The following is a 17,436-nucleotide window of genomic DNA, read 5'->3' on the forward strand; positions in this document are numbered from 1 at the left end:
TGTGCAGTGAGCCTAACCGGTGAAAGAAACGATCATCTTTCCGGTGTTCTCGCCGCGCAGCATGCCGAGGAAGGCGGACGTCGCGTTCTCGACGCCCTCGACGACCGTCTCGTCGTACCGGAGCTCACCGGAACGCAGCCATCCGGCGACGTCCTGGACGAACTGCGGCTGCAGGCCGGCGTGGTCGTTGACGAGGATGCCCTGGAGCCGCAGCCGCTTGCCGATGACCTGCATCAGGTTGCGCGGGCCGGGGGCGGCCTCGGTGTCGTTGTAGCCGGCGATCGCGCCGCACAGGGTGGCCCGGCCGTTCACGTTCAGGGAGGAGATGGCGGCCTCCAGGTGGTCGCCGCCGACGTTGTCGAAGTAGACGTCGATGCCCTCGGGGGCGGCTTCCCGCAGCTGCTCGGCGACGGGGCCGTTCTTGTAGTTGAAGGCGGCGTCGAAGCCGTACTTCTCCGTGAGCAGCGTCACCTTCTCGTCCGAGCCGGCGGAGCCGATGACCCGGGAGGCGCCCTTGATCTTGGCGAACTGGCCGACGAGGCCGCCGACCGCACCGGCCGCGCCGGAGACGAAGACGGCGTCGCCCTCCTTGAAGGAGCCGACCTCGAAGAGGCCCGCGTAGGCGGTCAGGCCCGGCATGCCGAGGACGCCGAGGTAGGCGGAGAGCGGGGCCAGCGAGGCGTCCACCTTGGTGGCGAACTTCGCGTCGAGCTCCGCGTACTCGCGCCAGCCCAGGTGGTGCAGCACGTGGTCGCCGACGGCGAAGCCCTCGGCGGCGGAGGCGACGACCTCACCGACGGCGCCGCCCTGCATCGGCTCGTCCAGCTGGAACGGCGGGATGCAGGACTTCAGGTCGTTCATCCGGCCCCGGATGTTGGCTGAGTGACAAACATGCACTAGGCTGTGACCAGCACAGAGACACAGGGACGGCACGGGGAGCACTGCGGGAAGCAGTGCAAGGGGAGGGACAGCCAAGATGCGCCGGGTGTTGCTTGCAGAGCGGATCTCAGACGACAAGGGAGAGCGCTCCGAGTCTGTAGAGGCTCAAGACATGAAGCTCCGCACAAGGGCCGTGGCAGAGGGGAACGTGACGATCGTCGGCGCGGCAGTTGATCTGTCCGTATCCGGCGGTGTGAACATGTTCGACCGGCCTAAGCTGGGGCAGTGGCTCACGCCGGAAGGGCTCTCCCAGTGGGATGAGCTTTGGGTAACCACTCAGGACCGGTTGAGCCGTGACGACATGCATTTCATGGCCTTTGTGTTCCGTGTCATCGAATGGCAGAAGACTGTCATTGTGCTTGATGACCCTCAGTTCAACGAGCAGATGCACACCGCTGAGGGAAGGCTCATCCTTCACGCAAAGGCCCTTGGCCCTGCGAAGGAATTGGATCGGATCAAGATTCGCAACAAGGAATCTCACGAGCGTAGGCGATTCACCAACCGTTGGCCGGGGGGTATCGCTCCCTTTGGGTACCGTGTCGTCAAGCTGTATGAGGACGGCAAGACAGCCGCACACCTTGAACTTGATGACGACATGGCCGCTGAACTACGGGACATGCGGGAACAGGTCATCAGCGGAGAATCATTTGTAGGGGTGGCGAAGGATCTCAATGACCGGGGTGTTCTCACTGCCAGGGATAGGGCACGTGTCGCCAAGGGCAAGCCGGTAAAGGCACGTGGCGGGGAAGAAGGAACCCCGGAACGCTGGTCTGAGACTTCTGTAAAGAAGCTGCTTACCGACGAATCCACCATGGGCCGGAAGAAGCACAGCCGAGAGATCATCTATGGCATGGACGGACAGCCTATCCAAATGGCTGACCCCGTGTTCACTCCGGACGAATGGGAGTCATTGCAGGCTGCCGTACAGCGGCGCACGCACACCAAGGAAAGGCGCATCAACGGCACTAGCCCCATGTACGGGGTTGCCCATTGCGGCCGATGCGGCTCTAAGGCCGTACACAAGGTTTCTCATGTCCGGGGCGTGACCTACCGCTACTACAACTGTGGTGCTTGGCCTAAGAGTGACCGATGCGTCGGGATTTCCTGCCGGGCAGAGGCTATCGAAGAAATGATGGAAATCCATTTCCTTCAGAAGTTCAGCGCTGTGCGCGTAACCAAGCGGGTATGGGTCCAGGGTTCCGACAGCACCAAGGAACTTACCGACATCACTAAGCGCATGGAACGGCTGCGGAAGCAGGATGAGGAAGGGGACTGGGACGACGACCAAGAGGGCTACCGATTCCGCATGAGCCAGTACAAGGCCCGTAAGAAGGAATTGGAGTCTCAGCCGGTCGTACCCGGCGGATGGGAGGATGAAGACCAGGGAATGACCTTTGGGGAACTCTGGCCTAAGCTCGATATGGAGGGCAGGCGGAAACAGCTCATCGAATCCGGATACAAGGTCATGGTGGGTAAGAAGACTTTCGCCTTTTCGCCGGAGCCGGATACCTGGCAGGAACGCAAGGAAAAATGGGAAACCTTGACCCATGAGGAAAGGGAACGTGTAGAGGCGTTCCACACCACCAGGGCAAACGACCCTCTCAACCTCAGGGGCCTGTGACCAGGGCCTACGGATCTATGCGAGAACGTGACTAGAGGTCTGATCACCCTTGCCTCTGGGTACGTCGCTCCGTAGCTTGCAGACAACCACTACGGGAGGGGTGCGCATGGACATGAAGCTGACCAAGATTGCCGGGGAAGACCCGGAGTGCGACTCGGGAGACTGCGCCAACGTGTTCACCACGGACCGGCCGGGCACGATCGCCGTACAGGGGTACCTGACCGACCACCCGACCCCCGAGGGGGAAGCCGTCGTGACCATCCCTGAGAACGTGCTGAGGGAGGCATTCCGTGCTCTTGGATGGTGACGCCTGGCAGGCGTACTTCCGAGACTTCAAGCGGTCGGCGTGGCGGCTCGAAGTGCAGCCGACTTACACCATGCCCGCAGAGGCTGAGAGCCTGGCCCGCTTCCTGCGGGGAGAGCCCAAGCCGGAGACCCACAACGCTGCCTGGCACGGGACCGTCAGGGCCGCTGTGGAGGCCGGGAAGAGCTTCGGGAGGGTGAGAGTCGTAAGGCAGCCTCTGACCGACTATCAGCGCTATCAGTTCGCCTGGGGCGTCCCTGGCAACATCCAGGCCGGGGAGGACATCCAGGTGCTTGACCTCACAGGCAGGGACCTGGACCTACCGGACCAAGACTTCTGGATGTTCGATGAGTCCACGATGGTCCACCTCAACTACCGCCCGGACGGGACACAGATCAATCGGGAACTGATCGAGTCCCCGGATCTTAGTAAGTATCTTCGTTGGCGAGACGTAGCCCTAGAGAACGCTGTTCCATTCGGTGAGTATCGAGCCTGAGAGTCAAGAACAAGAACGGAAGGACTTGGCGGAGATTCTGAGGGGCCTCCGCCAAGCCTCCGGCCTGAGCGGTGAACGCTTGGCCGTTCGCTGCAACATGAGCCAGACCAAGATCAGTCGGATTGAGACCCGCAGACACATTCCGACCGTTCTTGAAGTTGAGCAGATCCTGAGCGCCTTGGAAGTGCCCGAAGAGGTGGCCCAGGAGATTCTTAGGCTTGCCCGGAGAGCGAACGTCGATTACGCATCCTGGCGGGCCTATGCCCGTGTCGGGCTCTATCACAAGCAGGCAGAGCTAAAGGCGCTTGAGCGTTCCTCTCGGGAAATGCGCCACTTCCTGCCAGCGATCCCGACGGGTCTCCTGCATGTCCGTGAATACGCGGAACAGACCCTGTCCAAGACGGTGGCTAGCGATCCGGCCAGGGACGTACAGAGAGCCGTACAGGCCCGCATGGACCGTCAGGCCGTCTTGGATGACCGTTCCCGTTCGTTCACGTTCCTACTCACTGAGCAGGCTGTCAGGTGGCGTCGGGCCACTCCAGAGGCCATGGCCGCTCAGTGCTACCACATGGCAGCCGTGTCCCTGAAACCGAACGTAGAGATAGCGATCATTCCGCAGACTGCCCAGGTTCCGGGCACCCCCTTGAATGTGTTCGTTGTCTATGACGATCGCCTGGTGACCGTGGAACTGTTCTCCGGGGAAGTGGTGTTGCGTGACCCTCGGGACATCTCTCATCACCTTGGCCTGTTTGACCTCTTCCTAAGTCATGCTCTGCGAGGAACGGATGCAACCACCTTTCTGCGTAGGGCGGCAGGCGACTTTATGCGACAACGTGACTAGGTGCCCTGGGTAGTTCAGAAGCGGGTGAGAATGGAACCCGGAGATGTTCAAGCCGGGGAGGCAGAGAGTGGCTGTGAACGCCGTGGAGAGGGCCAGACAAACCCTGTTGCGCTTCACTGCTGAAGAGCGCGCGGAGCTGGACGCGGGGCTTGCCCGGATCTTGGCGGAGCGGGAAGCACAGGAGTGGGCATCGGCCGTACGGGCCGCTATCCCTGCCCTTGTGCGTGCAGCCGCTGAGGCGGCCGAGAAAGGGACTCAGGGGCATGACGCATGAACGGCCGGAGCTGACGGTAATCCCCGTGGACGCCTTCCGGGCTAAGGGAGCCGAGTTGGCGCAGCCGTCGTATTCGTCACACGAGGCCACCGTGAACCGAGCGATGGAACAGGCGGAAAATGCGTGCCTCGCTGACATGGCGATTCCCGAGCAGGTCGTCAAACAGATGTCACCCATCATGGATGCCGTCAAGGCAGACTACGGACTTGGGAAAGACTCCGAAATGCCCTCGTGGGACAGCCCCGAGTTGTGCGTTCTTTGGGCAGGGCACCGGGGGAAGCACGTCAGCCACTTTTCCTACAGCTACGACAACGAACACGGGCGTGGCGCGCTGTGGATGATCTGGGGGCAGCGCGGGTCACCGGTCGTCCGTCAGATGCCGTTCTGTGGACACAGCGCGTGCAACCACCCGCGCGACTTCTATTGCCTTGGCTGCAATCTTCCGATCGGCCACGAGGGCAGGCACTCGGGGCGTGGTTGAGAATGCCCAGACTCACTGCCCAAGAAATGAAAGAGAACCGCGACTACATAGCGGCCCATGAGGACAAGCTCAGGAAACGGCTTGCCGACGGCGAAAGCTACGTCCACCTTTCTGCACAGCTTGGAATCAGCGAAGGCGTATTACGCCGAATGCTAGAAACCGTCCTCCCCGGAAGGAACGTACGTGTCCACGCCCCTTGTAAGTGTCAGGATCGAGAAGCCCGTGAAGTGCGGGGCCTGGGCGGAACTGTACCCCTATCAGGTGTGGGCCGTTCGGCGCGGAATCCCCGGAACACCGCGCTATGAAGGGTGGGTCAACAACTCCGCAACCTGCGGCCTGCGGTTCAATCACCCCGGGTGGCACGAAGCCGGAATGCGCCCGAACAGATCAGAGTACGGCGGTGGTGAAATCGGAATCCGCTGGAACACGTCGAACGGGCGCGTGAACGGTTGTCAGGTGGTTCTCCTGGAACCACTCTCACTCAGTCGTACCTAACCCAGCTCTCAAGCAGTCGAAGCAACAAGCAAGCCCCGGCCACTAGAGCCGGGGCTTCTTTACGTTCAGAGGAGGAGTCTCACAGAGGGCATCCCTTTGGGGGGATGCCTCTATAGGTACTTAGTAAGTATCTATAGATATAGTGTTTGTAAGCACTTGTTTGGGCTCCAGTGCACGGAGTTCTTTTGGCTCCGACGGACGTTCGACCGCCGGGCCGGTGATGGGCTGATGCACAGACATGGCCTGCGAGAAGAGGCCGTCAGGGGCTCGGGTGAGCCGTCGACCATCGGTTCGAGGGTGGGGCCAAAAGAAGTCCGTACCCCGGGGCCGGCTCAAGTGCTTACAGACAGATATAGAAAACCCCTCACAGAAAACGTACCTGTCCTCTGGAGGGAACTGGGACAGCCAAGGCTCAAAGGGAGACAGGGATCACATGAAGGAGTCAGCCGAAGCCGGTTGATGTCACGGCGTCGGCACCACAGGCCCAAGCGACAGCCACAGGAAGCCCTGTACGGCTCTCTGGCGGCCTATGGGGTCACGCTGGCGCTAGGGCCACAGTAGGGGGGAGAAAGCCCCTCAGGGGCCGTTACGGAACTCCTGGAACCCGTACAGGATCGAGGGAAGGCGCTCCGAGCGGTTCACACGGAAAGAGTTCCGATCATTACCCCCAGTCTATACACAGAGCGTAAGGAGTCATGTGCACAGCGTGAGTTACATCGTCACTCTGGGTAGAAGTTGTCAGAGTGCCGTTATCCGGCCGCGCATGTAGGGGTCCACGGACATGTGGAGGTTGCGTACGAGGATCCGGCCGGCGGCGGGCTCGGCGGACACGGGGGCCTCGCGCAGGGCGAAGTCCTCGGCTACGGGCCAGCCCTGCGGGCGACGGACGAGGTGCCACTCGCGGCTCACGGCGGGGATCTCAGACATGCGGCGCTCCTGGTAAGAACGAAATTGCTTCACTAGGTGAAACAACCATGCGCCTGGATATTTCATGTTGTCAAGTAAATGGGTACGCTGGTTCCATGCCCAGTCGTCGCGTAGACCCAGTGACCGTCGAGGTCGTCGAGCTCATCGGCGACGTCGTGGCCCGTTACCACATGGAGTACGAGCATGCGGCCGCCAGCCATCAGCTGACCGGCGCGCAGGCCAGGGTGCTGAACATGCTCTCCCTGGAGCCGACACCGATGCGCCGCATCGCTCAGAAGCTGAGGTGCGAGCCCTCGAACGTGACCGGGATCGTCGACCGGCTGGAGACCCGCGGCCTGGTCGAGCGCCGCCCGGACCCGGCCGACCGGCGGGTCAAGATGGCCGCTCCCACCGAGGAGGGCCTGCAGACCGCGGAGCGGCTGCGCGAGTCGCTGGAGTTCGCGCGCGAACCGCTGGCCGGACTGTCCCCGGCGGAGCGGGCGATGCTGCGGGACCTGCTCAAGCGGATGCTCGGCGGGTAGGGGGCGAGACGCCCCCGGTCAGTCGCCCCAGCAGAGCATGCCCAGGAAGCCGCAGTCCTTGGGCGGCGTGGGCGTGGGCTTCGGCGGGACCGGGGGCGGCGGCGTCTGCGCGGTGCCGGAGATGCTCTGGGAGGGCCTGCCCGACGCACTGGGCTGTACGGATCCCCCCGGGCCGGGGGTGCCGGACGCCGGCCCCGACGACGCGGGGGCGGGGGCGGACGGGCTCGGACCCGGCTGGGTGACGGCCCCGGAGGGCGCCCCGGACCCGGACTTCTTCGTGCCCGCGGGGGCGGCCTTCGCAGTGGCCTTCCCGGACCCCGTGGGCGCCCCGGCCGTCGGCCCGTCCGGCAGCGGGGCGGGCTGCTGCGGGCCGTCGTCGGTCAGCACCACGTTGGCGGCCCGGTCGGTGCGCTGCCCGTCGGTGGCGATGTGGGCCACCGCCAGCGAACCCCCGAGCGCGACCGCCAGCCCGAGCCCGATGGTCAGCACGGTCCGGCGGCGTCTGCGGTGCGTGACCCGGCGGCGCGCACCGGGCCTGCGCTCGTTCGGGGCGGACAGCACGACCAGCGAGTCGGCGAACACGTCGGCCAGCACCGGCGGCGGCTCCGGTGCGGACGCCACGGGGGCGGCCTGCGCGGCGGCGGGCGCGGCGGGTATCAGGTACTCGGCGGGCGTTCCGCATCCGGCGCACGCCAGTGCGCCGTTGAGGTGCCTCCGGCATGCGTGGCAGTAGTTCATGGCGCCCGCAGGCTACGTGGTGAGCGGCAACAGCCGCATTCCGAGAACGTAAGGATCCTGTGTGGAATCGTTCCTTCCATGACTTCCTTCGGTCCCGCCGCCTTCCAGTTGGTGCTGTTGCGGCGGATGTCGGATTTCCAGCCGGAACTCGCCGACGAGGCCCGCCGCCGGCTGGGCGCCTCGCTCGCGGACCAGCGGGAGGCCAACAAGCACTGGCAGGCGATGGTCAGGTCGCCCCGCTCCCGCGGCGCCCTGGCCCGGTACCGCTCGGTGCTCGGACCGCCGGAGTCCGCCGAGCACCGCACGATCGGCGATCTGGAGTGCGAGGCCCTGCTGTGGCCACTGCCGCTCTGGCCGGACCTGCGCTTCGAGGTGCTGGCCGCGCCGGACGGGGCGGTGTGGAACGAATGGCTGGTGCGCGCCCCGGGCGCGCGGGGGCCCGTACTGGAGTCGCCGGACGACCTGCGGCCCTGGTCGGCGACGGTGGACGAGGTGGCGCGGGCCTTCGCCCCGGTCCGGCCGATGGAGGGCACCGCCCCGACCCGCTGGCGCCTCGCCTTCGCCGCGCGGGGCAGGCCGTGCGTGGCGGAGTTCACGTACGGCCTGCTCCAGCGGGTCGCGGTGGACGGCGCCTAGGACCGGACGGCTCCTAGGAGGCGAGGAAGGCGCGCACGCCCGCCGAGGTGCCGTCGTCGCCGAGCAGGTCGTTGTGCTTGAGGCAGCCGACCGGGGTGTTGGCGGCTCCGGTCAGCGGGACGCTGTCGTCCGGGTTGACCACCTCGTCGCAGTCGGACCAGAAGGTCGCGTACTTCACCGCGCCCGGGGTCTCGTCGCCGCCGCTCAGGTTCTTCACCACGTACGACCCGGGGGTCATGTCCCGGCAGGCCTGGTCCCACAGGGCGCAGGCCCACGCGGTGGAGGTGCCCCGGTTGGGGCCGGCCAGCGACACCCAGTGGTCCACGGTGGCCGTGCCGCCTGCGAACTTCACGTACCAGCGGCTCACGAGCGAGCCGAAGGAGTGCGCGACCACGTCGACGCGGGCGGCTCCGGTGTCCCGGCGGACCTGGTCGACGTAGGCGCCGAGCCGCCCGGCGAGGACCTCGTTGACGGACTGGTGGGTGTCGTAGCCCCAGGAGAAGAGCTCGGAGTCGGCGTACCCGGCGGCGCGCAGGTCCCCGCGCAGGGCTCCCCAGACGCCCGGATCGGCGTTGTAGCCGTGCACGAAGATCACCGGATTGCGCGATGACGCCTGGTCAGAGGTGGGGGCCGGGACCCGGTCGGCGGCATGGGCGGAGATCGGCGCCGCCAGCGCCAGGCAGAGCGTCAGGAGTGCCAGCCGTCTCTGTCGGGCCGTCAGCATCGAGTCCCCTTTACCTTGTTACGCGTGAGTAGCGCGTGCGGTGCGGGCATGGTGCTGCCTGTCGGTACAGAAATCCACCCCCATGCAGGCGCGACGCACCCCCGGCCGGAGCAGCCCAACGGGCGGTTAGACCCAAATGTCCGAGATGATATGAAAAATGACCGGCATTTCCGCCGGTCCTCTTGCGTCAGCGCTCTCGGGAGGATCTGCCGTGACCGTCAGTCTTGAGCAGTTGCGCCGCTGCCACGTCGCCGTCGACCTGGGGGCGGCAAGGACCCGCGTGTACGTCAAGGGCGCCGGCCTCGTGGTCGACGAGCCCAGCGTCGCCGCGGTCAACACGCGTACCGGTGCACTCATCGCCGTCGGAACCTTCGCCGAGCGGATGACCGGCCGCACGCCCGACTACATCCGGGTCGTGCGCCCCGTCTCCGGCGGCACCGTCGTCGACATCGAGATGGCCCAGCGGATGCTGCGTCACCTCCTCGGCGAGAAGCTGCGGCGCGCCCTGCGCCGCAAACCCCGGCTGCGGGCCGCCGCCTGCACCCCGCACGACGCGGACCCGCTGGCCCAGCGGGCCACCGTGGAAACCCTCGTCGGGCTCGGCGCCCGCCGGGTCGAACTGGTCGACACCCTGATCGCAGCAGCCGTCGGTTGCGGACTGCCCGTGGAGCAGCCGACCGCGACGATGATCATGGTGTGCGGGGCCGCGGCCACCCAGGTCGCCGTCCTCTCCCTCGGCTCGATCGTCACCGCCGAGCGGATCCCGGTCGGCGGCGAGGCCATCGACCACGCGGTCGTCCAGCACCTGCGGCACGCGCACGAGCTGATGCTGCCCAGCCAGGCCGTCCGGCCGCTCCAACTGGCCCTGCACGGAAACGGCATCACCGCCGAGGGACCGGCCTCCACCCTGATCCACGGCCGCGACGTGGCCACCGGACTGGCCCGTTCCGTCCACGTCGACACCGCCGCCGTACGGGACGCCATCCACACGCCGCTGACCGCCGTCCTCGACGGCATCGGCAAGGTGCTGCGGGACTGCCCGCCGGACCTGGTCGCCGACCTGACGGACCGGGGGATCATGATGGTGGGCGGCAGCGCCCTGCTGCCGGGCCTGGACCAGATGCTGCGGGACGCCACCGGAATGCCCGTCGCCATCGCGGAACGGCCGGACGTGTGCGCCGTGCTCGGTCTCGGCGCGATGCTCGAAGGGAAGATCGCCCCCATGCTTCTCAACCCGCTGGCCGAATGACGGACTCCGGGCAGGAGCCCGAGGAAGGTCCCGGCGGGAAGCCGGGAAAGGAACCCGACGAGGAGTTCGACCCGGAGTTCGGCGAGGAGGTCGGCGAGGAGTTCGACGAGGAGGGCGCGAGCCTCCCGGTGCTGCTGGAGGCCGTCCTCAGCGTCGGCTCCGAGCTGGAACTGCACGCCACCCTCCAGCACATCGTGGACTCGGCGACCGAGCTGTGCTCGGCGCGGTACGGCGCGCTCGGGGTCGTCGACCCCGAGCGCGCCCGGCTGACCGAGCTGTTCACGGCCGGTCTGAGCGAGGCGGAGCGGGCGGCGATCCCCCACCTCCCGGACGGGCGCTCCGGGCTGCTCGGAGCCCTCATCAGCGACCCGCGCCCGCTCGTGCTGGACGATCTCGCCCAGGACCCCCGGGCCGCCGGCTTCCCGCCGGGGCACCCTCCCATGCACAGCTTCCTGAGCGTCCCGATCCGGGTGCACACGGAGGTCTTCGGCAACCTCTACCTCACCGAGAAGCGCGGCGGCGGCCCGTTCACGGACGAGGACCTCGCCCTGGTGCGCGTGCTGGCCTCGCAGGCGGGCATAGCGATCGGCAACGCCCGCCTGTACGAGACCGCGCGCCGCCGGGAGCGCTGGATCGACGGCGCCGCCGCGGTGACCACGGCCCTGCTCGCCGGACGCCCCGCGGCCGACGCCCTGAGGTGCGTGGCCGAACGGGCCCGGCTGCTCGCGGACGCCGCGGCCGGCGTGGTGCTCCAGCCGACCCCCGAGGGCGGCATGGAGATCGTCGCCGCCTCCACCCACGGGGACCCGGGCGACCTGCTCGGCACCGCGATCGCCCCCGGCAGCCCGGTCCTCACGCAACTCCTCGGCGGCGAGCCGGTCTTCATCGAGGACTCGGCGACGGACCCCCGGATGACCACGCACGTGCGGGAACGATTCGGCCCGAGCATGATGCTCCCCCTCCAGAGTGGCGGCCAGCTGATCGGCACCCTGGCCCTGCCGCGCGCCCGGGGCGGTCCCCCGTACGACGCGGTGGACCGGCTGCTCGCCTCGCAGTTCGCCTCCCAGGCCGCACTGGCCCTCGTCCTCGCGGACGCCCAGCACGACCGGGAGCAGCTCGCCGTGTACGAGGACCGCGACCGGATCGCGCGGGACCTGCACGACCTGGTGGTCCAGCGGCTCTTCGCCACCGAGATGATGCTGGAGAGCACCCGGCGGCGCGCCGCGAACGCCCCGTCCGGAGACACCGTGGGCGACGAACTCGGCCACGCCGTCGACGAACTGGACTCCACCATCCAGGAGGTCCGCACGACCATCTTCGCCCTCCAGCAGCCGCCGACCGAAGCCCCGACCACCTTCCGGGGGCGGGTCCTGCGCGAGACGGGCGGGGCGGCGGTCCTGCTCGGCTTCCAGCCGTCGGTGCACTTCGCGGGCGCGGTGGACGCCCTGCTGCCGGATCCGGTCGCGGCCGACCTCCTGGCCGCCCTGCGCACGGCCCTGGCCGCGGCGCACCGGCGCAGCGGGGTCACCTCCATCGAGGTGGTGGTGGACGCGACCCCGTCCCGGGTCCGCCTGACGGTGGCGGACGACGGCCGTACGGAGTCGGGCACGCGGGGCACGCCGGTGACGTGGGAGTCGGCGCTGTAGGAAGCCGGGCGGGGCCTACGGCTGGCCGGGGCGCTTGGCGGCGCGGAGGGCGAGCCGGGTGTTGGACTGGGCCACGCCCGCCTCCCGTTTCAGCCGGCGGAGCAGCCCGTCGAGGGCGGCGGGGTCGGCGGCCCGGGCGCGTACGAGGTAGTCGTGCTCGCCGGTCACGTGCACGGCCTCGGTGATCCCGGGGAGCTTGGCGACCTGTCGCTCGAACTCCTCGTTGGTCGTGTCCTGGCGCAGGGTGACGTCGATGAAGACGACGAGCCCGCCGGCGGTGTCGGCCGCCGGATCCACCACGACGGTGAACCCGCGGATCACCCCTTCCCGACGCATCCTCCGCACCCGGTCGGCGGTGGCGTTGGCGCTGAGGCCGACGCGGACGCCGAGGTCCCGGTACGAGATCCGCGCATCCTGCTGCAGGATGCCGAGGATTTCCCTGTCGAGGCGGTCCATGCCGCGATTCTCGCAGCCGGGCCCGGTATTCGCGCGCATCCCGCGAGGTCCGGGGCCGACTCTCGCCGTATGAGCGAACTGATGACACCGGCCCTGGCGGGCGCGGTCGCGGGCCTGGGCGTGGCGATGCCGATGGGGGCGATGAGCGTACTGCTGCTCCAGGAGGCCATGCGGCACCGCCGTACGGCGATGGCTTCGGCCGCGGGCATCGCGGTGGTCGACCTCGGCTACGCGGCCCTCGCCACCGCCGTCGGCCCATGGGTGGCCGCCCACGTCTCCCCGGTGGAAGCCTGGGTCCGTCTGACCTCGGCCGCCGTCCTCCTGACCATCGCGGCCCACGGCCTCTCGTCCTCAGCCCGGTCGGGAGCCACCCCAACCTCGCCTGGAGCCGCTCCGGCCCCGCCGGCATGTGAGGCGCGCGGCCCGCGGCCGAGCCCCGACCCGCCGGCTCTTGAGGCGCCCGGCCCGGGGCCAAGCCCCGATCTTGCAGCCCCGCCGGCACTTGAGGCGCCCGGCCCGGGGCCAAGCCCCGATCTTGCAGCCCCGCCGGCACTTGAGGCGCCCGGCCCGGGGCCAAGCCCCGATCGTGCAGCCCCGCCGGCGCTTGTGGCGCGGGGGCCGGGGCCGGGCCCCGGGTCCGGCCCGGAAAACCGCACCGGCACGCGCCCCGCGGCAAGGGCATTCGCGCGCTACGTCGGCCTCACCGCCCTCAACCCCACCACCGCCCTCTACTTCGCCGCCCTCACCACCGCCCAGGGCGCCACCCTCGGCACCGGCCCGGCCGGAGCCGCCTTCCTCCTCGGCGTCGGCGCGGCCTCGCTCCTCTGGCAGCAGACCCTCGTCGTACTCGGCTCGCTCGCCGGCACCCGCATCTCCGACACCGCCCGCGTCTGGACCTTCCGCCTCGGCTACGGCCTGGTCGCCGCCTACGCCCTGAAGATCGCTTTCCCCCTCCCGCCCCTCCCCTGAAGGCGTTCGGGAGGAGGCGGTCGGGGGTACCGGGGGACGGCTCGGGGTGACCTGGGGGGTGACCTCGGGGCGATGCCGGATACGGCCCGGCACCCCCGCCGAACATGATCGGTACATGCCCAATCCACCGCAGGGGCACCGCCGGACGACCGTCACACGGGCCGCCTTCCTCGCCGCACCCCTCTGCATGCCGGCCTACGGGATCATCCGGCTCAGCGACCCCGACCACGGCCCGGGCCCCGCCTGGACCGCGGGCCACATCGCACTGCTCGTCGGCGTGTCGCTGTTCGCCGTGGTCTTCCCGGCCCTGCGCCGGATGACCGGGCCGACCACCCGGGCGGGCCGGCTGAGCGCGTCCGCCGCCGCCCTGTTCGGCCTCGCCGGCACGCTGGCGGTCGTCGTCCAGGCGGTCATCGACCTCGTCGTCGGCTTCCGCGCCGCCGACCGGCCGGGCATGGAACGGCTCTTCGAGGAGGTCCAGAGCCACCCCGGGTGCTGCCCGCCGTCTACACCGTCGGCCCCATGCTCTTCTACGTCGGACTCGTCTGGCTCCTGGTCCAGCTCGCCGTCCAGCGCCGCATCAGCCCCTGGCGCCCCGTCATGGTGGTGCTGGGCACGGCCGCCACCGCCGTCAGCCTCGACCTGCTCCCGCTCGGCGCCCTCTTCTTCGCCGCGGCCCTCTTCCCCCCGACCCGACCCGCGGCCCGCCCCCTGGACGCCCCCTGCCCCTGCGCAGCGCCCGGCCCGACCGGCACCCCACCCCCTAGGGTGACCCCGTGACGACGACCCGCCTCTCGGCCCGTGCGGCCATCGCCTCCGTGACCGACCCCGGCAGCTTCGCCGAACTCCCCGCCCCCCGGCGGGAGTCCCCCGCCGACGGCCCCCTGGCCTGGAACGGCTACGACGACTCCCGCGCCCGCGCCGCCGACCGCACGGGCGAGCACGAGTCCGTCGTCGTCGGCACCGCCCGCATCGGCGGCCGCGAAGCCACGCTCGTCTCCTTCGAGTTCGGCTTCCTCGGCGGGTCCCTCGGCGAACGCACCGGAGACCGGCTCGAAGCCGCGTACGCCCACGCCCGCGCGCACCGCCTCCCCCTCGTCTCGCTCATCGCCACCGGCGGCTCCCGCATGCAGGAGGGCATGCTCGCGCTGACCCAGCTCCAGCGCGTGGCCCGGCAGAGCGTCCTGACGCGGGCCGCGGGCCTCCCCCAGCTGGCCGTCCTGCGCGATCCGACCACCGGCGGCGGCTGGGCCACCCTCGGGGCCGGGGCCGACGTGGTCCTCGCGCTGCCCGGTGCCCAGGTCGGCTTCGCCGGCTCCCGGGTGCGCCCGGCGGACGCGGATCCGGCGGCCTACTCCGCCGAGGGCCAGTACGCCGCCGGTCACGTGGACGCCGTGGTCCCCGCCGCCGGGCTGGCCGGCACCCTCGCCGACTGGCTGCGCGTACTGGCCGCGCCCCGCCCCTCCGGGCCCGTCGAGCCCCCGGCCGCACTGGCCGACGCCGCGCCGCCGGCCACCGGCTGGGACGCCGTCCGTCAGGCCCGTCACCCGGACCGCCCGCGCGCCGGGGCGTACCTGGACGCGTACTTCGAACTCCGCCTGCCCCTCTCCGGGGACCGGGCGGGCGGCACCGACCCCGGCATGCTGTGCGGTTTCGGGCTGCGGGAGGGCCGGGCCGTGGCCTACACCGCCCAGTGCGGCACCGCCACCCGCCCGGCGGGCTACCGTACGGCCGCCCGCGTCATCCGCCTCGCGGACCGGCTCGGCATCCCCGTGCTCACCCTGGTGGACACCCCCGGCGCGGCCAACGACGCCGCCGCCGAACACGCGGGGGCGGGCGCGGCCATCGCGGACACCTTCGCGGCGCTGGCCGGTGCCTCCGTCCCCGTCACCACCCTGCTGATCGGCGAGGGCGGTTCGGGCGGCGCCCTCGCCCTGGCCGCGCCGGGCAACACCTGGGTCACCCCGGACAGCTACTTCTCCGTCATCGCCCCGGAACTGGCGGCGGCCATCCTCAAGCGCCCCCCGTCGGCCGCCCCGGCCACCGCGGACCAACTCCGCATCCGCCCCCAGGACCTGGTCGCGCTGGGGGTCGCCTGCGGCATCGTCGGCGGGAAGCAGCCCTAGCGGCTCCGGCGCGCCGGCAGCCGGACGTCCATCCGGTACAGCCGCGTCACCTGCTGTGCGAGCTCGTTGTCGTCGCTGACCAGCAGCAGCCGTACCCGCCCGACGCCGCCGGTGTCGTCGGCGTCCGTCACCACCATGCCCTCGGCGTTGTCCACCAGCGGGTGGTTCTGCGGGAGCTTCGACGGCGCCCCGGGGGTCGGGCAGTCGTCGAAGTCCCCGAGCGCGGTCTTGCGGGCCACCCGCAGCCGCGGCCCCTCGGCCAGCACGTCCACCTTCGAGGTGTCCGTCGCACCTGGGGGTCCCCCCGGACGGAGTCTGGGGGATGGGTCGGCGAGGTACAGCCGCTTGGTGATCTTGAACTGCTGGCTGAAGCCCCGCTCCAGGACGATCAGCCGGCCGTCGCGGGTCGGCGTGAGCTCGACGAGGCCGCGCGCCGCGTCGACCGGGCAGGCGTACTGGCACCCCAGCCGGAACTCGCCATTCCGCCCCCGCTCCCAGGCCTGGATCCTTTGGAGGGTGCGCCCCTGCGCGTCCTTGCCGTCGCCGGCCAGCGGCCCGGGTGGGGCGCGGGGACACCCCGGCCGCCCGGGCTGCAACGAACCGGCCAACTCCCCTTCACGTCCGGCCGGATCGGGCGAACCGCGCCGGGCTGATCCCCACGTGCCGCCCGAAGTGCCGCGTCAGGTGCGCCTGGTCGTAGAAGCCCGCGGCCGTCGCCGCCTCGGCGGGCCGCATCCCCGCCAGCAGCAGCCGCCGCGCCAGCGCCACCCGCCGCCCGGTGAGGTAGGCGTGCGGCGGCAGCCCGTACGCCGTCCGGAAGCTCCGGATCAGGTGGGTGGGGTGGACGCGGCCCAGCTCCGCCGAGGCCTCCTCCAGGCCGAGCCCCTCGGTCACGCGCGCGTCGAGCAGCTCGCGCAGCCGTACGGCGAGGCCCGCGCCCGGCGCCCCGTACGCCGCCGGCGCGCGTCCCGCGAGCCACCGGTGCAGCCGTTCCCGTACGAAGGCCAGCCGCGACTCGGCCTCCAGCCGCTCGACCGCCCCGGCCGGCAGCTCCCGCGTGCCGAGCGCCCGGTGCAGCCCGTGGACGCGCTCCCGCAGGGTCGGGTCGAGCAGCAGGGGGGCGTCGACGGCGGCGCCGGTGAGGCTTTCGGGCAGGACGGAGGTGTCGAGGTAGAGGACCCGCTTGCGGAAGCCGGCCTCGGTGACGGTCCGCCCGTCGTGGACCACCCCGGGCGGCAGCAGGACCACGGCGTCCCGGAGCCCGACGCCGTGCCGCTCGCGGTCCAGGGCGAAGTCGACCCGCCCGCCGTCCAGGATCATCAGCGCCCACGTGTCGTGCACGTGCGCCGGATAGGCGTGGTCGGTGAACCGGGCGTGGAAGACCTCGGCGATCCCCGGGACCGGCGGCTGCCAGGCGGAGACGGTGCTGCGCGGGCGTATCGCGGGCATGTCAGGAACGTACAAGACCGCCCGCGTTCGCTCCGGCAGGCTGCCCGCATGACGACACACAAGGTCAACATCGCCGAGAAGCTGGCCGGTTTCACCGAGCAGTGGGCCCCGCACCGCATCGCCCGCGTCAACGACTACGAGGTCAAGGCCGCCAAACTCCAGGGCGAGTTCGTGTGGCACAGCCACGAGGACACCGACGAGCTCTTCCTCGTGGTCGCCGGCACCCTGACGATCCGCCTGCGCGACGGGGACGTGGTGCTGGGCCCCGGCGAGATGTACGTCGTCCCGCGCGGGGTGGAGCACTGCCCGGCGGCGGACGAGGAGGCGGCGATCCTGCTGTTCGAGCCGACCGGCACCACGAACACCGGCAACGCGGGCGGCGACCGCACCCGGGAGCCGGTGGACGCGTAGCCGGGCCGGGCGTGTGCCGATGGCCTCGCCGGCCGAAACGCAACACGCCCGGAGCCCGGCCCGCCGGTTCAGCCGGGCCGGGCGTGTGCCGGTGGCCCTGCCGGCCGAAACGCAACACGCCCGGAGCCCGGAC

Annotated in this window: 20 protein-coding genes and 1 pseudogene; 13 read left to right on the forward strand and 8 right to left on the reverse strand. The window is 69.9% G+C overall.

Going from position 1 to position 17,436, the window contains the following annotated elements; translation table 11 throughout:
* Positions 1-12: 12 nt before the first annotated feature.
* On the reverse strand, positions 13-1,005 hold the full coding sequence (locus OG332_RS14095) for an NADP-dependent oxidoreductase (RefSeq protein ID WP_442816351.1): 993 nt from the start codon (positions 1,003-1,005) through the stop codon (positions 13-15).
* Between OG332_RS14095 and OG332_RS14100 the strand changes: the two genes are divergently transcribed.
* The 5 genes from OG332_RS14100 to OG332_RS14120 all read left to right on the forward strand — a co-directional run bounded on the left by OG332_RS14100 (position 986) and on the right by OG332_RS14120 (position 4,956).
* Positions 986-2,560, forward strand: a complete 1,575-nt coding sequence (locus tag OG332_RS14100) for a recombinase family protein (RefSeq protein ID WP_327413802.1) — start codon at positions 986-988, stop codon at positions 2,558-2,560. The genes OG332_RS14095 and OG332_RS14100 overlap by 20 nt on opposite strands.
* A gap of 106 nt (positions 2,561-2,666) precedes the next feature.
* The gene (locus OG332_RS14105; RefSeq protein WP_442816151.1) at positions 2,667-2,867 is read left to right on the forward strand and encodes a hypothetical protein; all 201 of its coding nucleotides are present in this window, start codon (positions 2,667-2,669) and stop codon (positions 2,865-2,867) included.
* Positions 2,851-3,360, forward strand: a complete 510-nt coding sequence (locus OG332_RS14110; protein ID WP_327413803.1) for a DUF6879 family protein — start codon at positions 2,851-2,853, stop codon at positions 3,358-3,360. The genes OG332_RS14105 and OG332_RS14110 overlap by 17 nt, the downstream gene beginning before the upstream one ends.
* Positions 3,344-4,201, forward strand: coding sequence for a helix-turn-helix domain-containing protein (locus OG332_RS14115; protein WP_327413804.1), 858 nt, complete (start codon positions 3,344-3,346; stop codon positions 4,199-4,201). Before OG332_RS14110 ends, OG332_RS14115 begins: the two co-directional genes overlap by 17 nt.
* Before the next feature lie 263 nt (positions 4,202-4,464).
* Positions 4,465-4,956 (forward strand): hypothetical protein, encoded by a 492-nt coding sequence (locus OG332_RS14120; RefSeq protein WP_327413805.1) that lies wholly within the window; start codon positions 4,465-4,467, stop codon positions 4,954-4,956.
* Between the two features lie 1,245 nt (positions 4,957-6,201).
* Here the strand turns inward: OG332_RS14120 and OG332_RS14125 are convergent.
* Positions 6,202-6,378 (reverse strand): annotated as a pseudogene (locus OG332_RS14125) (NADP-dependent oxidoreductase); the annotation flags it as partial.
* 95 nt (positions 6,379-6,473) lie between these two features.
* Between OG332_RS14125 and OG332_RS14130 the strand changes: the two are divergent.
* The gene (locus tag OG332_RS14130; RefSeq protein WP_327413806.1) at positions 6,474-6,899 is read left to right on the forward strand and encodes a MarR family winged helix-turn-helix transcriptional regulator; all 426 of its coding nucleotides are present in this window, start codon (positions 6,474-6,476) and stop codon (positions 6,897-6,899) included.
* An 18-nt stretch (positions 6,900-6,917) separates the two neighbouring features.
* On the opposite strand, the gene OG332_RS14135 is transcribed toward OG332_RS14130, so the two are convergent.
* Complete coding sequence (locus tag OG332_RS14135) at positions 6,918-7,637, reverse strand: SCO2400 family protein (protein ID WP_327413807.1); 720 nt, start codon at positions 7,635-7,637, stop codon at positions 6,918-6,920.
* 78 nt (positions 7,638-7,715) lie between these two features.
* On the opposite strand from OG332_RS14135, the gene OG332_RS14140 reads away from it, so the two are divergent.
* Positions 7,716-8,273, forward strand: a complete 558-nt coding sequence (locus OG332_RS14140; RefSeq protein WP_327413808.1) for a hypothetical protein — start codon at positions 7,716-7,718, stop codon at positions 8,271-8,273.
* A 13-nt stretch (positions 8,274-8,286) separates the two neighbouring features.
* Here OG332_RS14140 and OG332_RS14145 read toward each other — a convergent pair whose 3' ends face one another.
* Positions 8,287-8,997: an esterase/lipase family protein gene (locus OG332_RS14145; protein WP_327413809.1), complete on the reverse strand. Its 711-nt coding sequence runs from the start codon at positions 8,995-8,997 to the stop codon at positions 8,287-8,289.
* A gap of 211 nt (positions 8,998-9,208) precedes the next feature.
* Between OG332_RS14145 and OG332_RS14150 the strand changes: the two genes are divergently transcribed.
* Together OG332_RS14150 and OG332_RS14155 are read left to right on the forward strand one after the other, a co-directional pair.
* A complete protein-coding gene (locus OG332_RS14150) occupies positions 9,209-10,246 on the forward strand; it encodes a rod shape-determining protein (protein ID WP_327413810.1) in 1,038 nt (345 codons plus the stop codon).
* Complete coding sequence (locus OG332_RS14155) at positions 10,243-11,892, forward strand: GAF domain-containing protein (RefSeq protein WP_327413811.1); 1,650 nt, start codon at positions 10,243-10,245, stop codon at positions 11,890-11,892. Before OG332_RS14150 ends, OG332_RS14155 begins: the two co-directional genes overlap by 4 nt.
* A gap of 15 nt (positions 11,893-11,907) precedes the next feature.
* Here the strand turns inward: OG332_RS14155 and OG332_RS14160 are convergent, their stop codons facing one another.
* A complete protein-coding gene (locus OG332_RS14160) occupies positions 11,908-12,348 on the reverse strand; it encodes an Lrp/AsnC family transcriptional regulator (protein ID WP_327413812.1) in 441 nt (146 codons plus the stop codon).
* A gap of 69 nt (positions 12,349-12,417) precedes the next feature.
* On the opposite strand from OG332_RS14160, the gene OG332_RS14165 reads away from it, so the two are divergent.
* The gene (locus OG332_RS14165; protein WP_327413813.1) at positions 12,418-13,317 is read left to right on the forward strand and encodes a hypothetical protein; all 900 of its coding nucleotides are present in this window, start codon (positions 12,418-12,420) and stop codon (positions 13,315-13,317) included.
* 195 nt (positions 13,318-13,512) lie between these two features.
* Here OG332_RS14165 and OG332_RS14170 read toward each other — a convergent pair whose 3' ends face one another.
* Positions 13,513-13,731, reverse strand: a complete 219-nt coding sequence (locus OG332_RS14170) for a hypothetical protein (protein WP_327413814.1) — start codon at positions 13,729-13,731, stop codon at positions 13,513-13,515.
* Between the two features lie 108 nt (positions 13,732-13,839).
* Between OG332_RS14170 and OG332_RS14175 the strand changes: the two genes are divergently transcribed.
* Positions 13,840-14,097, forward strand: a complete 258-nt coding sequence (locus OG332_RS14175; protein ID WP_327413815.1) for a hypothetical protein — start codon at positions 13,840-13,842, stop codon at positions 14,095-14,097.
* Positions 14,094-15,443, forward strand: a complete 1,350-nt coding sequence (locus OG332_RS14180) for a carboxyl transferase domain-containing protein (protein WP_327413816.1) — start codon at positions 14,094-14,096, stop codon at positions 15,441-15,443. The genes OG332_RS14175 and OG332_RS14180 overlap by 4 nt, the downstream gene beginning before the upstream one ends.
* On the opposite strand, the gene OG332_RS14185 is transcribed toward OG332_RS14180, so the two are convergent.
* On the reverse strand, positions 15,440-16,051 hold the full coding sequence (locus tag OG332_RS14185) for an esterase-like activity of phytase family protein (protein WP_327413817.1): 612 nt from the start codon (positions 16,049-16,051) through the stop codon (positions 15,440-15,442). The two genes, OG332_RS14180 and OG332_RS14185, sit on opposite strands and share 4 nt — an antisense overlap.
* A 7-nt stretch (positions 16,052-16,058) precedes the next feature.
* Positions 16,059-16,892: an AraC family transcriptional regulator gene (locus OG332_RS14190; RefSeq protein ID WP_327413818.1), complete on the reverse strand. Its 834-nt coding sequence runs from the start codon at positions 16,890-16,892 to the stop codon at positions 16,059-16,061.
* A gap of 48 nt (positions 16,893-16,940) precedes the next feature.
* Here OG332_RS14190 and OG332_RS14195 point away from each other — a divergent pair, with 48 nt between their 5' ends.
* On the forward strand, positions 16,941-17,303 hold the full coding sequence (locus OG332_RS14195) for a cupin domain-containing protein (RefSeq protein WP_327413819.1): 363 nt from the start codon (positions 16,941-16,943) through the stop codon (positions 17,301-17,303).
* Positions 17,304-17,436: the final 133 nt, after the last annotated feature.

Origin of the sequence: Streptomyces sp. NBC_01233, assembly GCF_035989305.1 — a bacterium.
In the GTDB taxonomy this organism is placed as follows: Bacteria; Actinomycetota; Actinomycetes; order Streptomycetales; family Streptomycetaceae; genus Streptomyces.

Excerpts from the sequence above, each read along its gene's own strand:
- OG332_RS14105 (WP_442816151.1), top strand. The coding sequence starts at position 2,667 with ATGGACATGAAGCTGACCAAGATTGCCGGGGAAGACCCGGAGTGCGAC.
- OG332_RS14120 (WP_327413805.1), top strand. The coding sequence starts at position 4,465 with ATGACGCATGAACGGCCGGAGCTGACGGTAATCCCCGTGGACGCCTTC.
- OG332_RS14130 (WP_327413806.1), top strand. The coding sequence starts at position 6,474 with ATGCCCAGTCGTCGCGTAGACCCAGTGACCGTCGAGGTCGTCGAGCTC.
- OG332_RS14135 (WP_327413807.1), bottom strand. The coding sequence starts at position 7,637 with ATGAACTACTGCCACGCATGCCGGAGGCACCTCAACGGCGCACTGGCG.
- OG332_RS14140 (WP_327413808.1), top strand. The coding sequence starts at position 7,716 with ATGACTTCCTTCGGTCCCGCCGCCTTCCAGTTGGTGCTGTTGCGGCGG.
- OG332_RS14145 (WP_327413809.1), bottom strand. The coding sequence starts at position 8,997 with ATGCTGACGGCCCGACAGAGACGGCTGGCACTCCTGACGCTCTGCCTG.
- OG332_RS14155 (WP_327413811.1), top strand. The coding sequence starts at position 10,243 with ATGACGGACTCCGGGCAGGAGCCCGAGGAAGGTCCCGGCGGGAAGCCG.
- OG332_RS14160 (WP_327413812.1), bottom strand. The coding sequence starts at position 12,348 with ATGGACCGCCTCGACAGGGAAATCCTCGGCATCCTGCAGCAGGATGCG.
- OG332_RS14165 (WP_327413813.1), top strand. The coding sequence starts at position 12,418 with ATGAGCGAACTGATGACACCGGCCCTGGCGGGCGCGGTCGCGGGCCTG.
- OG332_RS14170 (WP_327413814.1), bottom strand. The coding sequence starts at position 13,731 with ATGACCGCCTGGACGACGACCGCCAGCGTGCCGGCGAGGCCGAACAGG.
- OG332_RS14175 (WP_327413815.1), top strand. The coding sequence starts at position 13,840 with ATGCTCTTCTACGTCGGACTCGTCTGGCTCCTGGTCCAGCTCGCCGTC.
- OG332_RS14190 (WP_327413818.1), bottom strand. The coding sequence starts at position 16,892 with ATGCCCGCGATACGCCCGCGCAGCACCGTCTCCGCCTGGCAGCCGCCG.
- OG332_RS14195 (WP_327413819.1), top strand. The coding sequence starts at position 16,941 with ATGACGACACACAAGGTCAACATCGCCGAGAAGCTGGCCGGTTTCACC.